The organism is Pontibacter sp. HSC-14F20 (genome assembly GCF_019599265.1).
Lineage (GTDB): Bacteria > Bacteroidota > Bacteroidia > Cytophagales > Hymenobacteraceae > Pontibacter.
In genome coordinates this window covers 54,742-70,786 of sequence record NZ_JAHZTC010000013.1, presented here as the reverse complement: position 1 = coordinate 70,786, position 16,045 = coordinate 54,742, and the positions used below count along the sequence as shown (strand labels likewise).

Below are 16,045 nucleotides of genomic sequence, written 5' to 3'. Positions count from 1 at the left end.
TTATTTCACAAAATTAGTATAATACAATTAAAACAAATATTAAGACTTATTCACCCTGCTTTCAAGCATGCTATACCTTGTGCTAAAACATGGCTTTAGATCCCATAAAAACTACATTCCAGATCTTAAACCCTACAGATACGTCTGATATTATATTTATAATTTGCAAATCACTATATCAAAAAACTACTAAATTACGTTGAATTATATTGTAAGACACGCTGTTAGAGGTACTGTGTCTGGTTAATGGATCCCCTTGAAACGGAGGTAGTTAAACTATTTTCAGGTATAGCAACCTGCACTGATGTATAACCACAGATTTTGCCGTTATATTTGCAGACTTTTGACCAATAGCATCGCTTATTTATAATCTCAATATGTTCGAAACGCTTCTTTATACCTTTCTTTTGAGTATCTCCCCTTTTGGAGAAGCGCGGGCAGGCATACCGTACGCCATTTTGAATAATGTGCATTTTATACTGGCCTTCCTGGTTGGTACTATCGCCAATACGCTGGTTTTCCCACTTTTCATGTGGCTGATCGATACCTTCAGTCAACGGTTCTGGCCATTCAGGATGTACAAAAGAGGAGTGGTGTTCTTATCAAAAAGGGCCAAAAAAATGGCAGGTAAGGATTTGCAGAAGCATGGCTTCTGGGGCCTGATGGTGTTTGTGATGATCCCGCTGCCAGGTACGGGTGCCTACATGGGCACAATTGCTGCCAGCATTTTCAAGATTGAGCGCAAACGGGCTTTCCTGGCGATCAGCATCGGTGTGCTGATTTCCTCGATCTTTATGGCCCTGGCAACGCACTTTGGTCACATGGGCGTTACGCAGCTTTCTTCTAATTAACGCAACTTTGCGTCTATACGCACAAGCCCTGTTTGCCATGCCGGTCCGGCCGAAAGCAAACAGGGCTTTTTGTTTGCCCGCCTTCCCCGCCTAGCAAAAGAATGTGTAATTTTGGCCCATGACGCTCAAAAGAATCACGTCCTACTTTTTGCTTTCGCTCCTGTTGCTGCTAAGTGTGGCCGGATGCAGTTTTATGCACCTCTCCCCGCAGTTTGGTGCTGAGGCCAAAGGCGAACGGCTACAGCTGATGCAGACTTCTTCCAATTACGAAGACGGTATCTTTCACAACCCGGTGCCTACCAGCATGGAGATTGGCTTTAAAGGCTACATCAAGATGATCAACTCGCGCCTCTTCGATAAAATAGAGAACCAGGCGCCTGACTGGCCTATACCTATAGAGAAACTGGATCCGGGTAAACTCGAAAACATCCAGGACACCGCCACGGTGCTCACCTGGTTCGGGCACTCCACTTTTCTGATTGAACTGGAGGGCAAGCGCCTGCTCGTAGACCCCATGCTGGGCGACAGGGCTTCTCCACTCAGCTTCCTGGGCCCGAAGCGTTTTTCCGACGAACTACCCATTACCGTAGAAGATCTCCCCTTTATTGATGCCGTGCTCATCTCGCACGACCACTACGACCACCTCGATTATGGCTCCATCAAAAAGCTGGCAGCAAAGACCGGACACTTTTACGTGGCCCTGGGCGTAGGCGCACACCTGGAGCGCTGGGACATTCCGGCCGAAAAGATCACAGAACTGGACTGGTGGGACGAGGCTGAACTGGCAGGTATAAAATTTGTGGCCACACCGGCACGGCACTTCTCCGGCCGCGGTATCTCCGACCGCATGAAAACCCTCTGGACCTCCTGGGTGATACAGGGCAAAAACGACAGGATCTTCTTCAGCGGCGACACGGGTTATTTTGAAGGTTTCAGGGAAATCGGCGAACGCTATGGTCCCTTCGACATCACGTTATTGGAATGCGGACAGTATAACGAACTCTGGTCCGGCATACACATGATGCCGGAGGAGACGGTGCAGGCTAACCTCGACCTGAAAGGAAAATTGATGATGCCGATCCACTGGGGTGGCTTTGCCCTGGCCATGCACAGCTGGACCGACCCGATTGAGCGCGTAACAAAAAAAGCAAAGGAACTGAACGTGCCCATGACCACGCCCCGCATCGGCGAACCCATCATCCTGAAGCGACAGATACCACAGTCAAAGTGGTGGGAATAGGGACAGGTATAGCCCTTTCGGAAACACAGCAAGGCCCGGCACAGTAATGGAGTATAGGTATAAATTTGAAGGCAGGAATTCGTGAAAAATAACGCAAACACAACACAGGCAGCAAAGCCCAAACGCCTGTTTGATTGCATTGACTGGCAACTGAAAAACTTTCCGCTGGAAGATATGCTGGCCGCCAAGGAAGACGGCGAGTGGCTCAGGTATAGCACGCGCGATGTGCAGGACAAGGTGAACCGCATCAGCGCTGCCCTGCTCGGCCTGGGCCTTACCAAAGGCGATGGCAGCCCCGAGGGCAGAGACAAAATCGCGATCATCAGCCCTAACTGCCCCGAGTGGATACTGGTGGACATGGCCATTCAGCAGATCGGTGCTATTTCGGTGCCCATCTACCCGACCATCAGCGACAACGAGCTGGAGTTTATTCTGCAGGATGCCGCCGTGAAACTGGCCTTTGTCGGCAATGAGGTGCTTTATCGAAAGATTCTGGGAATGCAGGACGCGCTTGCTGCGCTGGAAACTGTCTATACCTTCAAGTCAGTGAAGGATGCTCCTTCCTGGAAAGAGCTTTTAGCGGAGCCTTCTGCCTATACCTTGCAACAACTGGACTTGCTGCGCGATGCCGTGGATGAGCACGAACTGGCAACCATTCTCTATACCTCCGGCACCACCGGCACACCCAAGGGCGTAATGCTCTCGCACTACAACCTCCTGAACAATATGTTTGACAGTGCGCTCATCATCCAGGAAGTGGGCGTGTTCCGCAAAAAAGCCATTAGCTTCCTGCCGCTCAACCACGCCTTCGAGCGCATGGCCACCTACTGTTATTTCTACTGCGGCGTGTCGATCTACTATGCCGAAGGGATGGAAACCATTGCCGCCAACCTGCGCGAAGTCAAGCCGACTATGTTCACCACCGTGCCGCGCCTGCTCGAGAAGGTATACGAAGGCATTGTGGCTAAAGGATCTGAACTCACTGGTAACAAAAAGAAGCTCTTTTTCTGGGCACTGGAACTGGCCGAGCGCTTTGAAATCAACAAACCACTGCCGCTCACTTACCGGCTGCAACTGGCCATTGCCGACCGCCTGGTGTTCAGCAAGTGGCGACAGGCGCTGGGTGGCGAAGTGAAATCGATCATCACGGGGGCCGCTGCCTGCCAGGTGCGCCTGCTCCGCATTTTCACGGCTGCCGGCATTGTGATACAGGAAGGCTACGGCCTGACCGAGGCCTCTCCGATCATCAGTGGCAACCGCTATCCGGAGGAGAACCGTATGTTCGGCACCGTGGGTCCGCTGCTCAAAAGCGTGGAAGTGAAAATTGCCGCAGACGGGGAAATACTCTGCAAAGGCCCGAACGTGATGATGGGCTATTACAAACGTCCGGACCTGACTGCTGAAGTAATTGACCAGGACGGCTGGCTCCATACCGGCGACATCGGCACCATGATCGACGGCAAATTCCTGAAAATAACCGACCGCAAGAAAGAACTCTTCAAGACCAGCGGCGGCAAGTATGTAGCCCCGCAGCCGATTGAGAACAAGATGGTGGAAAGCAACTGGATTGAACAAATCATGGTGGTGGGCGAAACGCAGAAGTTTGTGGGAGCGCTCATTGTGCCGGCTTTCAACAAGCTGCGGGAGTGGTACGACACACAGGGCAAATCCTACCCGGGTAACCGGGAGGTGCTGGAAGACAAAGAGGTATGGACGCTGATCAAGCAGGCAGTGAACCACTATAACCGGGAGTTTAACCCGGTGGAACAGGTCAAGAAGTTCGCGCTTATACCTGGCGAGTGGTCCATCGAAAACGGGGAACTTACCCCTACCCTCAAGCTCAAGCGCCGGGTAATCCTGGAAAGGTATAAAGATCTTGTAAACTCGCTGTACGTATAGCCCGGCTCCCGGCCAAACAATGCCAGTTACCGGAGCAAACCGGAAAACCAACTGCTTTACGGAACAGTATGTACAGGTATGATTAACGAAGAAGAAACGCTGGAAGAAACCGGTACCGTATTGCCCGACCCACAGACGCTTGTACCAACTACGCTGAACAAATCGAATGTTTTGTTTATCGGGGCTGTGGAGAATGGCTATTTTAATCCGGTGCCGGATATGAAGCACAGTCCTCCCCGCTGGGAACCGGGCACCTACAGCCTTGCAGCGGGCAAGTGGCCCTCGCCTAACCTCACCGCCGACCTGCTCGACCTTACGCCCTACAATGGGCAGTCCATCATGGTCATTGCCTCTGACTGGAACGAGGAAGTGATCAGTGAAGCACGGATATTCGGTGTGCTGGATAAAGTCGCCTGTGATGTGATCCAGAAGTTCGCCTACGAGCACATGCAGGACAAAGAGGAAGAAATCGCCTCCTACATTTCAGGTATAAGCAATTAATACAAGTTGTAACTGTAAGAAACTACTTACAGGACTAATAAGGTATTAGTGCCGCCGTATTCATTGGGTGCCTCACCGTCAGCATCCGGGTCGTTGCGCCAATCCGCACCGTCTACCAGGTACTTAAACTCGTGCTGGCTGTTCTTGGGCAGTGTTTGCACACATTCAAATACGCCCTTCTTTTTCTTGCTCATTTTGATCGGGGTGTTCCAATCGTTGTTGAGGCCCAGTATTTCCACCTTATCTGCATTTTCTGTGCTGACTGAGAACTTGACCTTGCACTGGTCTTTCGTCTTCATGTAGGTTTTCTGAATCATTTCTTCGTGTTTTCTATGACGTAAGGTTACTTAAGCGAATCAGTGTTGGAAGGTATTGCATTTCCCTGCCCACAATAACATGTACTATTTCCTGACAAGTTTTGTTAATATATTGGGTTTCAGTCAGGCTACCCCCAAGCACCTGTGGAGGTACAGCTCCTCCTTACAGAGCCCCGATCATATTAGCATTGAGATTGACAAGGCTAATCAGACCCTCAGCTTTGCTGATTAATCTGTTCTGCATGAAAAATGACTGAATTTTAAAATAGCACCCTTTCAAAAGAAAGAATAAACGTATCTAAAGGCTTTACTTTTTAGCAACTTGCGACTTTATTTTAACGCAATGCATTCTATCACCACGAACCGGCTTTCGCTTAGTCTTTTTTTCCTTCTTTCCGGCTTCAACTTTTCAAGCTGGGCATCCCGCATCCCCACCATCGTTTCCAAGCTTCACCTGAATGAGGCCGAACTGGGCAGTATCCTGCTGACCATGCCGGTGAGCTCGCTGATCGGCTTGCCTTTATCGAGCTGGCTTGTCACCAGGTTCGACAGCCGGTTTCCCCTGATTGTGGCCATGGTCCTAAATGCTGCTTCGCTCTTGCTGATCGGGATCGCCGCCACACCATTTGCCCTGGTAGTGGCCTTATTCCTGTTTTCGCTGAGCATGCGTGTGTTCAACATCGCGATCAATACCCAGGCCATTACGCTGCAGAAACTCTACGACCGCAAAATAAACGGCGCCTTCCACGGTCTCTGGAGCACAGGCGGTATTGTGGGCGTGGGCGTTACCACACTGCTGGTTTCGCTTGGCATATCCATTGTGCCACACCTGGTAGCGGTCTCTATCATCACCACACTGATTGTGCTGGGCGCCTTCCCATACCTGCTGCGTAACGACCGCTCCACGACGGGCAATAAGCTCACGCTTGGCAAGCCCGATCCGTACATCCTATACCTGGGGCTGCTTGTGTTCTTTGCAGCCGTTTGCGAAGGTGGCATGTTCGACTGGAGTGGCATTTACTTCCAGCAGGTGGTGGGCGAAGAGGTCTTTACCGCAGGCTATCTCATTTTCATGTCGTTTATGGCGCTTTCGCGGTTCGTTTCAGATCGTATCATCGAGAAGATCGGGATGGAAAGAACCTACGTGCTCAGTGCCAGCCTTATTTTCTCAGGTATAGCACTGGCCATTCTGTTCCCAAGTTTCTGGCCTGCCATGATTGGCTTCTCACTGGTAGGCTTCGGCACCGCCTCGGTTATACCGATGACGTACACGCTTGCGGGCGCCTCCAAAAAGTACTCGCCTGGCATCGCCATCTCCATGATCGTAACATTCGGCATTGTGGGGATGCTCATGGGGCCGCCGCTTATCGGCTACCTGGCCCACGCCTTCAATCTGAAGGTATCATTCATGCTCTTCGCTTTCGCAGGTATCATGCTGATCCCTATCTCCAGAAAGTTCTTCCGGTTGGAGCGGTAAGTGAGTGTTTTAGGGATATCTGTTATCTATACCCGTTGTATGGTCTGTTAATCCGTATTTTTTTATTACCAGAAGGGAATCTCGGCTAAGGCTGAGGTGCCCTTTTTCAATGGCTATGCAACTCAACATGAGCAATTTATTACACACTTATACGCAGCAATTCTTTTTCAAACCTGCCTGCGCCACTTAGAATAACCCGGAATAAAGCCGTGACTTATTAAATTTTCTTCTTAATTTAAAATTCTGAAAAACGCTGGTTTTTACAATAACAGGCTGCTAACCTATACTTTACAATATTTTTATCCTGCCATCAACTTATGGAAAACATTATCAGTTCGGTGAACGACATCGTCTGGAGCAATGCACTTATCGTACTTTGCCTAGGGGCAGGTGTATACTTCTCCTTCGCTACCAAATTTCTGCAGATCCGCTATATCGGCGAAATGCTGCGCCTGCTCTTTAAGGGGGAATCCTCGAACAAAGGCATCAGTTCTTTTCAGGCTTTTACAGTAGCCATTGCCGGGCGAGTAGGCACGGGTAACATTGCCGGTGTTGCCACGGCCATTGCGATGGGCGGACCAGGTGCCGTCTTCTGGATGTGGGTGATCGCCTTCCTGGGCAGTTCGTCTGCCTTTATAGAGGCCACGCTGGGCCAGATCTACAAGCAGGTAAAAGATGGCCAGTACAGAGGCGGCCCGGCCTACTACATCGAAAAAGGACTTGGCGTAAAGTGGTATGCCGTGCTCTTTGCTGTCGCTACCATTATCAGTATGGCCCTGTTCCTGCCGGGTGTGCAGAGTAACAGCATCGCATCAGGTATAAGCAATGCTTTTGAGATACCGGTGGCATATACGGGTGGTGCCGTTACCCTGCTGCTTGCGCTTATCATTATTGGTGGTGTTAAGCGCATTGGTAACGTGGCACAGATTGTCGTACCGTTTATGGCGGGTGCTTATATCCTGATGGCGGTGGTCATCATTCTGATGAACATTTCGGAGGTTCCGGCCATCTTTGGCCTCATCTTCCGTTCTGCATTTGACCTGGAGCCTGCTTTTGCCGGTGTGTTTGGCATGGCCATCGCGTGGGGCGTGAAGCGAGGCATCTACTCAAACGAAGCAGGACAGGGTACTGCCCCGCATGCTGCTGCGGCCGCCGAAGTAAGCCATCCTGCCAAGCAGGGTTTGGTACAGGCCTTTTCTGTTTACGTCGATACGCTTTTCGTTTGTTCAGCTACAGCCTTCATGATCCTGTTTACAGGGCAGTATAATGTGGCAAACCCGGAAGGGGGCTTCCTGGTGGAGAACCTGCCGGGTATACCCTACGGGCCAGAGTATACGCAGCTAGCTGTTAGCACGCACTTCCCTGCCCTGGGTAGCGGCTTTGTCGCTATTTCGCTGTTCTTCTTCGCCTTTACCACTATCATGGCGTACTACTACATTGCTGAAACCAATCTGAGCTACCTGAACACCAAAAACAGAAAATGGATGCTTTGGGCGCTTCGCCTGCTGATACTTGCCGCCACCTTCTACGGCTCGGTGAAGACGGCAGAATCGGCCTGGACACTGGGTGATATTGGGGTGGGCATTATGGCGTGGCTGAACATAGTGGCCATTTTCCTGCTACGCAAGCCCGCCTTACGCACCCTGCAGGACTACCTGGCGCAGCGCAAAGCCGGCCTCGACCCGACATTTGACCCGGAGAAACTAGGTATAAAGAACGCCGGAGACTGGAACAAAGCCATAGGTGTTGACGAGCAGGAAGCACCAGATCAAAAAGAACTGAAAGCAGTTTAGCTGCGCAGTTAAGGGTTATAAACAAGAAAAGAGACGCTGGTGCAGCGTCTCTTTTCTTGTTATAGTAATGCCGTTTCGTGCTCAGAGATTATCTCCTTGAGAGGATTATAGGGGTGTAATCGTTAGCAGGCACTTTCGATTTTTTTATTGGCCACTACCCCTCTCCCAATTCACTTCCGGAAACACCACTTCCAGCTGCCGTTTGATCACCCGGTAATTCCCTTTCCAGAAGCTCGCCAGGTCCGACACGGTGGTGATCGGCTTTAGCTCCGGGGTAAGCAAAGCCAGTTCTACGGTCATTTCGCCTTCGTCTACCATCGGGCTCTCCTCCCAGCCCAGCACGTCCTGCAGCTGGATCTCCAGCTTTGGCTGAGAACCATCCGCTTTATACGATAGCTCTATACCTGAACCATCCGGCAAAATTAATTTTGCAGGAGCCAATACCTCCAACCTTGCCAGCTGCTCTTCGTTCAGGAACTGCTTTTCCAGGATTGGTAGCAGTTCCAGCTCCATCAATTCATCCGGGTGCTCGATGTCGAAGAGGTAAGGCTTCAGCCAATCCCAGTTCGTTAGCAGCAAGGTACTGGTACTCACATCAGGCCAGAACTCGGAGGGGCGCCATTTTCTTAAACTCAGCACACGGTTTTGCCATTGCGTTAACTCGTGGTTGAAGTCCAGCAGGTGCTCGCCTTCTACTTTGATGGCCTCGGAAATGGCCGGTACACGGTGCTTCTCGTTGGGTGGTGGCAGCGGTTTGCTTTGCAGCACGATGCTTCCAATGCGGGTGTCTAGTGAAGCGGTAAGCTCGCCGTCGTTTAGGTCCCAGTGGTAACTTTCCTGCTGCTTCAACAGCGGAGACAGGTCGCGGGGATTGAGCGGCGAGGCCAGGAAAATACGGCCCGGGTTATCACCGGAGCCGGCATGCATGTGCGCTACGGCCAGCCAGGACTCGTGAGCCAGGTCATCGCGGTGGCCGGCGGCGGCGTATTGGCCGCTGGCCAGTTGAAACTGCGCGTTGTTGCCGGGGCGGGCGTAGGCAATGCGCTCGGGGTAGCAATGCGCCAGCAGCACACCGGTTTCATAGTCGTCGAAGCTGCCGTTGTCCGGCTCAACCACGAACAAAGAGCGGTACGAACGGGCGATCTTCTCGATCTTGGCAAAACGCTTCCCCTGTCCCTGTTCTTTTCTATACCTACGGAGGGCTTCCACTCTTAAATTAATGTCGATGCCGGCGTTTCGGTCCAGCGGGTCGCGTTCTTCCAGCACAGCGGCTATGTCGGAGGCCAGTGGCACCTGTTCTGTTTCCTCAGCTTTGAGCAGCATATGCGCAATGCGTGGGTGACAGGGCAGCGTGTGCATACGCTTGCCGTGCTCTGTAATGCGGCCATGCTCCAGCGCCTGCAGCTGGTGCAACATCTCGGTGGCATATTGCAGGGCGGCACGCGGCGGCGGGTTCAGCCAGGTCAGGCCCCGGATATCCGTGATGCCCCACTGCGCCATGTCGAGCACTAGGTTCGACAAATCGGCTTCCATGATCTCGGGAGTTCGGTGCGGGGCCATGCGCTCCTGCGTGGTTTTGCTCCACATGCGGTAGGCGGTGCCGGGCCCCAAACGACCGGCACGACCGGCACGCTGGTCGGCGGCGTCTTTGGAGATGCGCACCGTTTCGAGGCGGGACAAGCCGGACTTCGGATCGAAGCGGGAGGTTTTGCCAAAGCCCGTATCCACCACTACCGAAATGCCTTCTATCGTCAAACTGGTCTCGGCGATGCTGGTCGCCAGCACTACTTTGCGCCTGCCTTCGCGGTCAGGCATAATGGCGGCGTACTGTTTACCGAAAGGCAGCATCCCGAACAGCGGGTGAATTCTGAATTCGCGCAGCTGCCTGCGCAGGAGTTCTTCTACTTTGCGGATGTCGTTTTCGCCGGGCAGGAACACGAGGATATCCCCATCCTGCTCCTTTGCCGCCTGCACCACTACTTTGGCCGTCATCTCAGGTAGCATGCGGTCGTCGGCGTCACCGGTGTAAAAGGTTTCGATGGGGTATTGCCGCCCCATGCTTTGCGCCACCGGGGCCTTGAGCAGACTCGTGAGCTGTGGCATGTCCAGCGTGGCCGACATCACCATAATGCGCAAATCCGGACGAAGTGCCTGCTGCGCCTCGCGGCTCAGCGCCATGGCCACATCGGCATGAATGCTACGCTCATGAAATTCATCGAAGATCACGATGCCTATACCTGTGAGGGAGCGGTCGCTGTGGATCATGCGGGTGAGGATGCCTTCGGTCACGACCTCGATGCGGGTCTTGTCGGAAATGCGCGTCTCGAAGCGGATGCGATAACCGACGGTCTGGCCTACCTCCTCGCCCAGCAGCTGCGCCAGGCGCTCGGCAATGGTTTTGGCCGCCAGGCGCCGGGGCTCCAGCATGATGATCTTCTGATCTTTCAGCCAGGGCTCGTCTAGTATCGCCAGCGGCAGCAAGGTGCTTTTACCGGCTCCCGGAGGGGCATTTACAATCAAAGTGTTCTGCGCCGACAGATGCTCTCTTACGGCAGGTATGATTTCCCGAACGGGTAAGTCTATGGTAAATGGGTCGAAAGGCAAGAGAATTTAAATGTTAATGGGTTTAGGAGTACTTATTTTCTATACTTACGGAATTTTTGACCGGCCATTCCCTTATGAGGAAAGGAGTTTATACCTGCCAATTCCTCCAGCATGAGGTATAGACGGCTTTTCATCGAGGCTATAAAAGCTTAAAATTACGAGAAAGAAGCTAATTTTCCATTTTGGAGGTGTACACGGGAGGGCTTCCAATACTCATTTAGCTAAAGGCACCAGGATGGGCACTGCGCTTCGCTCCCTTTACTTTTTAAAATCATAGGGGATGTAATTTTCCCATTGCCAGGGCGTGAAGGTATCGCCAATCGTTTTTTCGAGTAATTCCTTAATGATGCGCTCCCCGTTATCGCTGTTTGTCAGGATCAGAATTCCGGTGCCTGTTTCCGGGAAAATAATGGAATAGTGCTGGTAGCCTTCTGAATGTCCTTCTTTGAAAGCGCCCACACCATGAGGTGATTTCAGCACGCTCCATCCCAAGCCGTAGCCTAAGTCGATGTTCCTGTTTTCGTCTGTTTCAATTTGTGCCAGAGGTCCGAACTGGCGCTTGCTCCTGATCGCTACCTGTTGTGTAAAGAGCTCCCGCATAGACTCTTTTTTCAGCAATTTCTGGTTCAGGATAGCAGCTAGAAATTTCGTGTAATCTGCCTGTGTAGTGCCCATACTGCCTGCTGCACCGGCATCATCTACCTCGTCTTTGGGGAGTACGTGCTGTTTGTTGTCATGCGCGTAGGCGTATTGCTTTTCCTGCCCCGGCTGCCACACATAAATGTAACTGGTCCCGCTCATGCCAAGCGGTTTAAAAATGCGTTCCTGCGCCATTTCTTCCAGGCCCTGCCCGCTAAGTTGCTCCAGCACAAACTGAAGCAGGCTCATTCCTTCTCCGGAGTAACTGTAGCGGGTTCCGGGTTCAAACTGAAAATACAGCTTCCCCTTCGCGTCGTAGCCCTTCTCTGTTAAAAAACGCCAGTTCGGAAAACCAGTGGTATGCGCCAGGCACATGCGAGCCGTGATGGCCTTATACCTGGTGTCGCCTTTCAGGTCGTGGTAGCCACGCCAGCTTTTGGTAAAGGTATAGTCCGGAAGCGGCTTTGGGAGGTAATGCTGGAGCGGGGTATCGAGCTCGATCACGCCTTCTTCTACCAACTGCATCACCAGCACAGCGAAAACAGCTTTGCTCAGCGAAGCGCCGTAAAAAATGGTGTTGCTGCTGAGGGTGTCTTTTGTGTCGTAGTTGCTGAACCCAAAAGCCTTCTGGTATACGCTTTGGCCTTCATTCAGAATCGAGATCGCCAATCCTGTCACATTTGCTGTGTCCATCAATCGCTCCGCCACCTTATCTATTTCCCGGGCCGAAATGTAGCTGCCATCCAGCTGCTGAATTTTTCTGGCCTGCCCAAACAGCGCAGTGCTGCCAATAAGTAAGGTCGGTAGTAAGAGCAGGATTGATTTTAACATGCCGCTTTCCATTTTAGGCGTGATGAAGTATAGAGCCAAAGCTAGGGTAGTAAATCAGGACATCCTGTGACACCCTCCTGTCATTTACGTGACATCTGGGGTTTAGCTTTCACCTGACCCGGAAGGGGCATATAGGATCAGGATTTTCTGCGCCTAAAGCTGCTCTCCGACGGCAGGTATAATTAGTACACTACTGCCCTAAGCCGCTTTTCCCTCAGATCAGCTTAAGCTGGTAAGTAAACCCGAAAGGTGGTCCCAACGTTTTGTTTGCTCTCCACTTCTATCCTTCCGTCTGTATTTTCCACTATCTTCTTGACCATATAAAGCCCGATGCCAGTGCCTTCCACATGGTCGTGAAAACGTTTGAACATAGTAAAAAGGCCTTTTCGCTGACCGGGAGTCATGCCGAGCCCGTTATCGGCAAAAGTCAGCACATGGAACTGGTCTTCTGTATGGCAACTGATCTGAACCCGGGGGATTCGATCAGCAGCGCGGTACTTGATGGCATTGGAGAGCAGGTTGTATACCACGCTCCGCATGTTCTTGCCGGAGATGTGGATAGCCGTGTGCGGCGCTACATTCGTTTCCAGCACAGCCTGGGTGGATTTTATCTGGGGCGCCAGGTCCAGGGTCACTTCTTTGATCACCTCCGCCACATCCACTAACTCGACATTGATTTCGTTCTGCTGCTGAAGCTTGGCCACCTCCGTCAGGCTGTCGATGGTTTTCTTGAAGCGCTCCACAGAGCCCTTCATCATGTCCAGAATCAACTGTGTGTCACTGTTCTGATCGCCTATGGCGGTGTACCCTTCAGGTAGGAGCGCCAGCAGACCTTCGATATTGAGGATGGGAGCCTTCAGATCGTGGGAGGCGGTATAAATAAAATTATCCAGGTCGTTGTTGATGCTGATCAGGTGTCTGTTGTTTACTTCCAATGCCTCCTGTTGTTCCTTCCGCTCGTGCACATCGGTGGCCGTTCCGAACCATGCTGTCACTTTGCCCTCACTGTCGCGTTGAGGAAGTGCGCGGCTCAGGTGCCAGCGATAACTGCCGTCCCGCACCCGCAACCTGTGCTCAATCTCATAAGGCATACCCGTCTGCACAGCCTTCTTCCAGGCCTCTACCGTTGACTGCTCATCCTCTCCAATAAGAATGCTCTCCCAGTGCCATACACCGTTCGGCAGTTGCCTGGCCCCCGAAAACTCAGATACTCTGTCGTTGTAGTAGGTCACTGTCCCTTTTGGTTCGGCGATCCAGACGAGCTGCGGCATGGCGTTGGCCAGATTCTGCAGGTCCCGGGCGCTTTGTTCAATTTTTTTTCTGGCCTGTACCTGTTCTGTTACATCAAGCGCTACATGTATTACGCCGGTCACTTCGCCTTCTTCCATCAGCGGTGTGTAAGACAGATTCAAATAGTGCGGTTCCACTTTCCCGTTTTTCAACAAATGGACCAACACTTCGTTCCCGGTTCTGGTCTTTCCTGTTTGCAGCACTTCACGTACAATTTCCAGCACCGACTGGTCCTTCACCTCTGGCAGCGCCTCCACTAATTTCTTCCCGTTCACTTCGTCTGCCGACTCTCTGCCCATAATATGCAGCATGGGCGCGTTTACGTTCTCAAACACCATGTCGCAGCCCCATGTTAAAGCGATGGCGACGGGTGACTGCTTGATCATATTCCGGAAACGTGACTCGCTTTCCGCTAATCGCTTTTGGACCAGTACCTCTTCTGTGACATCCACGGCTGTGTGGTGGATACCGTAAACTTCGCCTTCTTTGTTAAAAAGCGGTTTATAGGTATAGTTGAAGTAAGCAGTCTGTAAGCGGCCATCTATTTCCAGTTCCGCTCTTTCTTTAGCACCAACATAGGTTTGCCCGGTCCTGAAAACGGTCTCCAATAAGTCGGAGAACGGCTGGCCCTCTAACTCCGGCAATGCCTGGCGAAGTGTTTTCCCAACTACAGCGCTGTCTTTTCCCCAATAATCCAGCATGATTTTGTTGGCATACTGTATTTTTATATCCTTGTCCAGATAAAGTGCGGTGGCAATCGGTGCTTCCTCGATCAGGGTGCGATAACGGGATTCGCTTTCTGCCGCTCTTTCGTGGGCTTGGTTGAGTTCTGTCACATCCGCCCCTGTGTTGATGACACCGTATACCTCGCCGGCTGCGTTAAACAGGGGCGTAAAGCTAAGATCAAAAAAATGCGTCCGCAGCACTCCGCCCACCTCCAAGTTCAGTTTGTGATTTTTGGCTTGGAAAGGTACGCCTGTTGTATAAACTGTTTCAAGCTGGTCGAACACCTGCTGGTTCTCCAACTCTGGCAACACCTCTTTGTAGAGCTTGCCCACAATGTCATTGCCTTTGCCCAGACCGTTTTTGAGCGCCTGGTTGGCAAACTGTATCCGCATCTCACTGCCCATGTATACACCTATGGGGTGGTGCGAGCTTTCTATAAAGGATCGTAGCTGCTGTTCGCTCTCCTCTACCTTTCTGCGGGCCAGCACCTGCTCCGTGACGTCATGCGCCACACTAAACACTCCGGCAGCTGCCGTATCGCCTGCGTTGGCATAGTATGGCTGGTATACAAAATTGTAGTAGCAGAGAACTTCCTCCCCATTCTTAATTAGTTTGACAGGAAACTCTGTCGCATAAAAAGGCACGCCTGTATTACGTACCTGGTCCAGCAATTCCGGGAGACCTTGCGATGTGATTTCCGGAATGGATTCAAATAATGGCTTGCCAATGATATCGGATGTTCTTCCCAGTATGGTGAGTATTTCCTCGTTGGCGAGCTCTACCATATTCTCAGGCCCGGTTACAATGCAGACTGCTACTGGAGCCTGCATAAACAGACTGTACTTTTTTTCAATCTCCCGCATGGCAGTAGCCTTTCTTTCTGCCATCACCTGCTCCGTGATCTCAGATGGAGCATGCAAAATATACAGCACGTTGCCCTTCGCATCCAGCACCGGCTTATTACTTGTTTTCCAATACCGCTCTTCAAATATGCCTGCAGCGTTTACCAGATCATAACGCAGCACCGGCATCTGATCGCTCACTTTGTCTTCCAGTACTTTCGCAAGCGAAACGCTTAAGTTGGAGGGACCCGTTGAGGAGGCATCTTCCGGGTTCTCAGGGTATGCCTCAAAGACATTCTTCCCAACTAATTCTTCCCTGTTCTGCCCTGTCAGTTGCAGCTGTTCGTCGCTCACGGCCAGTATGGTAAACAGGGGTGGATTGGGTTGCAGCAACAAAAAATTGCCTGATAAGGTGTTAAAAACTACCTGAAAGTCTGTTGCCGGAACATGCCCTCCGGCAAAAATAGCTTGCTGCATGCAGTGTGTAATAAATGATGTTGTAAGATACACAATTACGCAGCAAGATTAATTCCGCTGCGCTGCAATGTCAGTGTTAAGCCAGAAAATTTTATAACAGACAAACTACCCGGAAATGCCTATACCTCGGCCCCAGCCACCTATACCTATTAGCTGACCCACAACGGACTGGCCGGCCGGAAAGAAAACAGAAAGGTGCTGGATGCGAATAAAAAGGACAGTACCTCCGTCACGGTTCAGGATTAAGCGACAAAGGCATTATGGTTTCGCTTGTTAGGGTCGAGAACGGGGCCATACCTGGCCGGGCAGTGCACCCTTTAGCATTGGCTACCCTTTGGGCAACACGACCTCAGACATCAATGAAATGAAGTGGAACACTTTCAACAAAAACAGGAAGCGCTAAGGTATAGCAGTTGCAGCAAATCTAAAGAATCACTTTACTTTTAAAACAAAGCAGTCTTGGGAGATTAGTACCGGGACTGCTTAGTCTTTGATGAGAGCTGATCTATAGATTAATACTACACTTTTTTCATAGCCTTAATGTATTGTTTTAAGATT

10 protein-coding genes are annotated in these 16,045 nt (G+C 51.4%); 6 read left to right on the top strand and 4 right to left on the bottom strand.

Annotated elements, in window-relative coordinates; genetic code table 11:
* The first annotated feature begins 377 nt into the window (after window positions 1-377).
* The 4 genes from K3G39_RS13535 to K3G39_RS13520 all read left to right on the top strand — a co-directional run bounded on the left by K3G39_RS13535 (window position 378) and on the right by K3G39_RS13520 (window position 4,491).
* Entirely contained in the window at window positions 378-851 is a 474-nt protein-coding gene (locus tag K3G39_RS13535) for a small multi-drug export protein (RefSeq protein ID WP_220626701.1), read from the top strand.
* A gap of 118 nt (window positions 852-969) precedes the next feature.
* Window positions 970-2,091, top strand: coding sequence for an MBL fold metallo-hydrolase (locus tag K3G39_RS13530; RefSeq protein WP_220626700.1), 1,122 nt, complete (start codon window positions 970-972; stop codon window positions 2,089-2,091).
* An 81-nt stretch (window positions 2,092-2,172) separates the two neighbouring features.
* Window positions 2,173-3,990, top strand: coding sequence for a long-chain fatty acid--CoA ligase (locus K3G39_RS13525; protein ID WP_370627264.1), 1,818 nt, complete (start codon window positions 2,173-2,175; stop codon window positions 3,988-3,990).
* Between the two features lie 78 nt (window positions 3,991-4,068).
* Entirely contained in the window at window positions 4,069-4,491 is a 423-nt protein-coding gene (locus K3G39_RS13520; protein ID WP_220626699.1) for a hypothetical protein, read from the top strand.
* Window positions 4,492-4,517: 26 nt separating this feature from the next.
* Here the strand turns inward: K3G39_RS13520 and K3G39_RS13515 are convergent, their stop codons facing one another.
* Window positions 4,518-4,808 (bottom strand): isoamylase early set domain-containing protein, encoded by a 291-nt coding sequence (locus K3G39_RS13515; protein ID WP_220626698.1) that lies wholly within the window; start codon window positions 4,806-4,808, stop codon window positions 4,518-4,520.
* Window positions 4,809-5,151: 343 nt separating this feature from the next.
* Here K3G39_RS13515 and K3G39_RS13510 point away from each other — a divergent pair, with 343 nt between their 5' ends.
* On the top strand, window positions 5,152-6,285 hold the full coding sequence (locus K3G39_RS13510; RefSeq protein WP_220626697.1) for an MFS transporter: 1,134 nt from the start codon (window positions 5,152-5,154) through the stop codon (window positions 6,283-6,285).
* Between the two features lie 317 nt (window positions 6,286-6,602).
* Window positions 6,603-8,078 (top strand): sodium:alanine symporter family protein, encoded by a 1,476-nt coding sequence (locus K3G39_RS13505; protein WP_220626696.1) that lies wholly within the window; start codon window positions 6,603-6,605, stop codon window positions 8,076-8,078.
* 144 nt (window positions 8,079-8,222) lie between these two features.
* Here the strand turns inward: K3G39_RS13505 and hrpB are convergent, their stop codons facing one another.
* The 3 genes from hrpB to K3G39_RS13490 form a co-directional block, all read right to left on the bottom strand.
* Entirely contained in the window at window positions 8,223-10,682 is a 2,460-nt protein-coding gene (gene hrpB / locus K3G39_RS13500; protein ID WP_220626695.1) for an ATP-dependent helicase HrpB, read from the bottom strand.
* Window positions 10,683-10,940: 258 nt separating this feature from the next.
* On the bottom strand, window positions 10,941-12,152 hold the full coding sequence (locus K3G39_RS13495) for a serine hydrolase (RefSeq protein ID WP_220626694.1): 1,212 nt from the start codon (window positions 12,150-12,152) through the stop codon (window positions 10,941-10,943).
* 224 nt (window positions 12,153-12,376) lie between these two features.
* The gene (locus K3G39_RS13490; RefSeq protein WP_220626693.1) at window positions 12,377-15,487 is read right to left on the bottom strand and encodes a PAS domain-containing protein; all 3,111 of its coding nucleotides are present in this window, start codon (window positions 15,485-15,487) and stop codon (window positions 12,377-12,379) included.
* Window positions 15,488-16,045 lie beyond the last annotated feature (558 nt).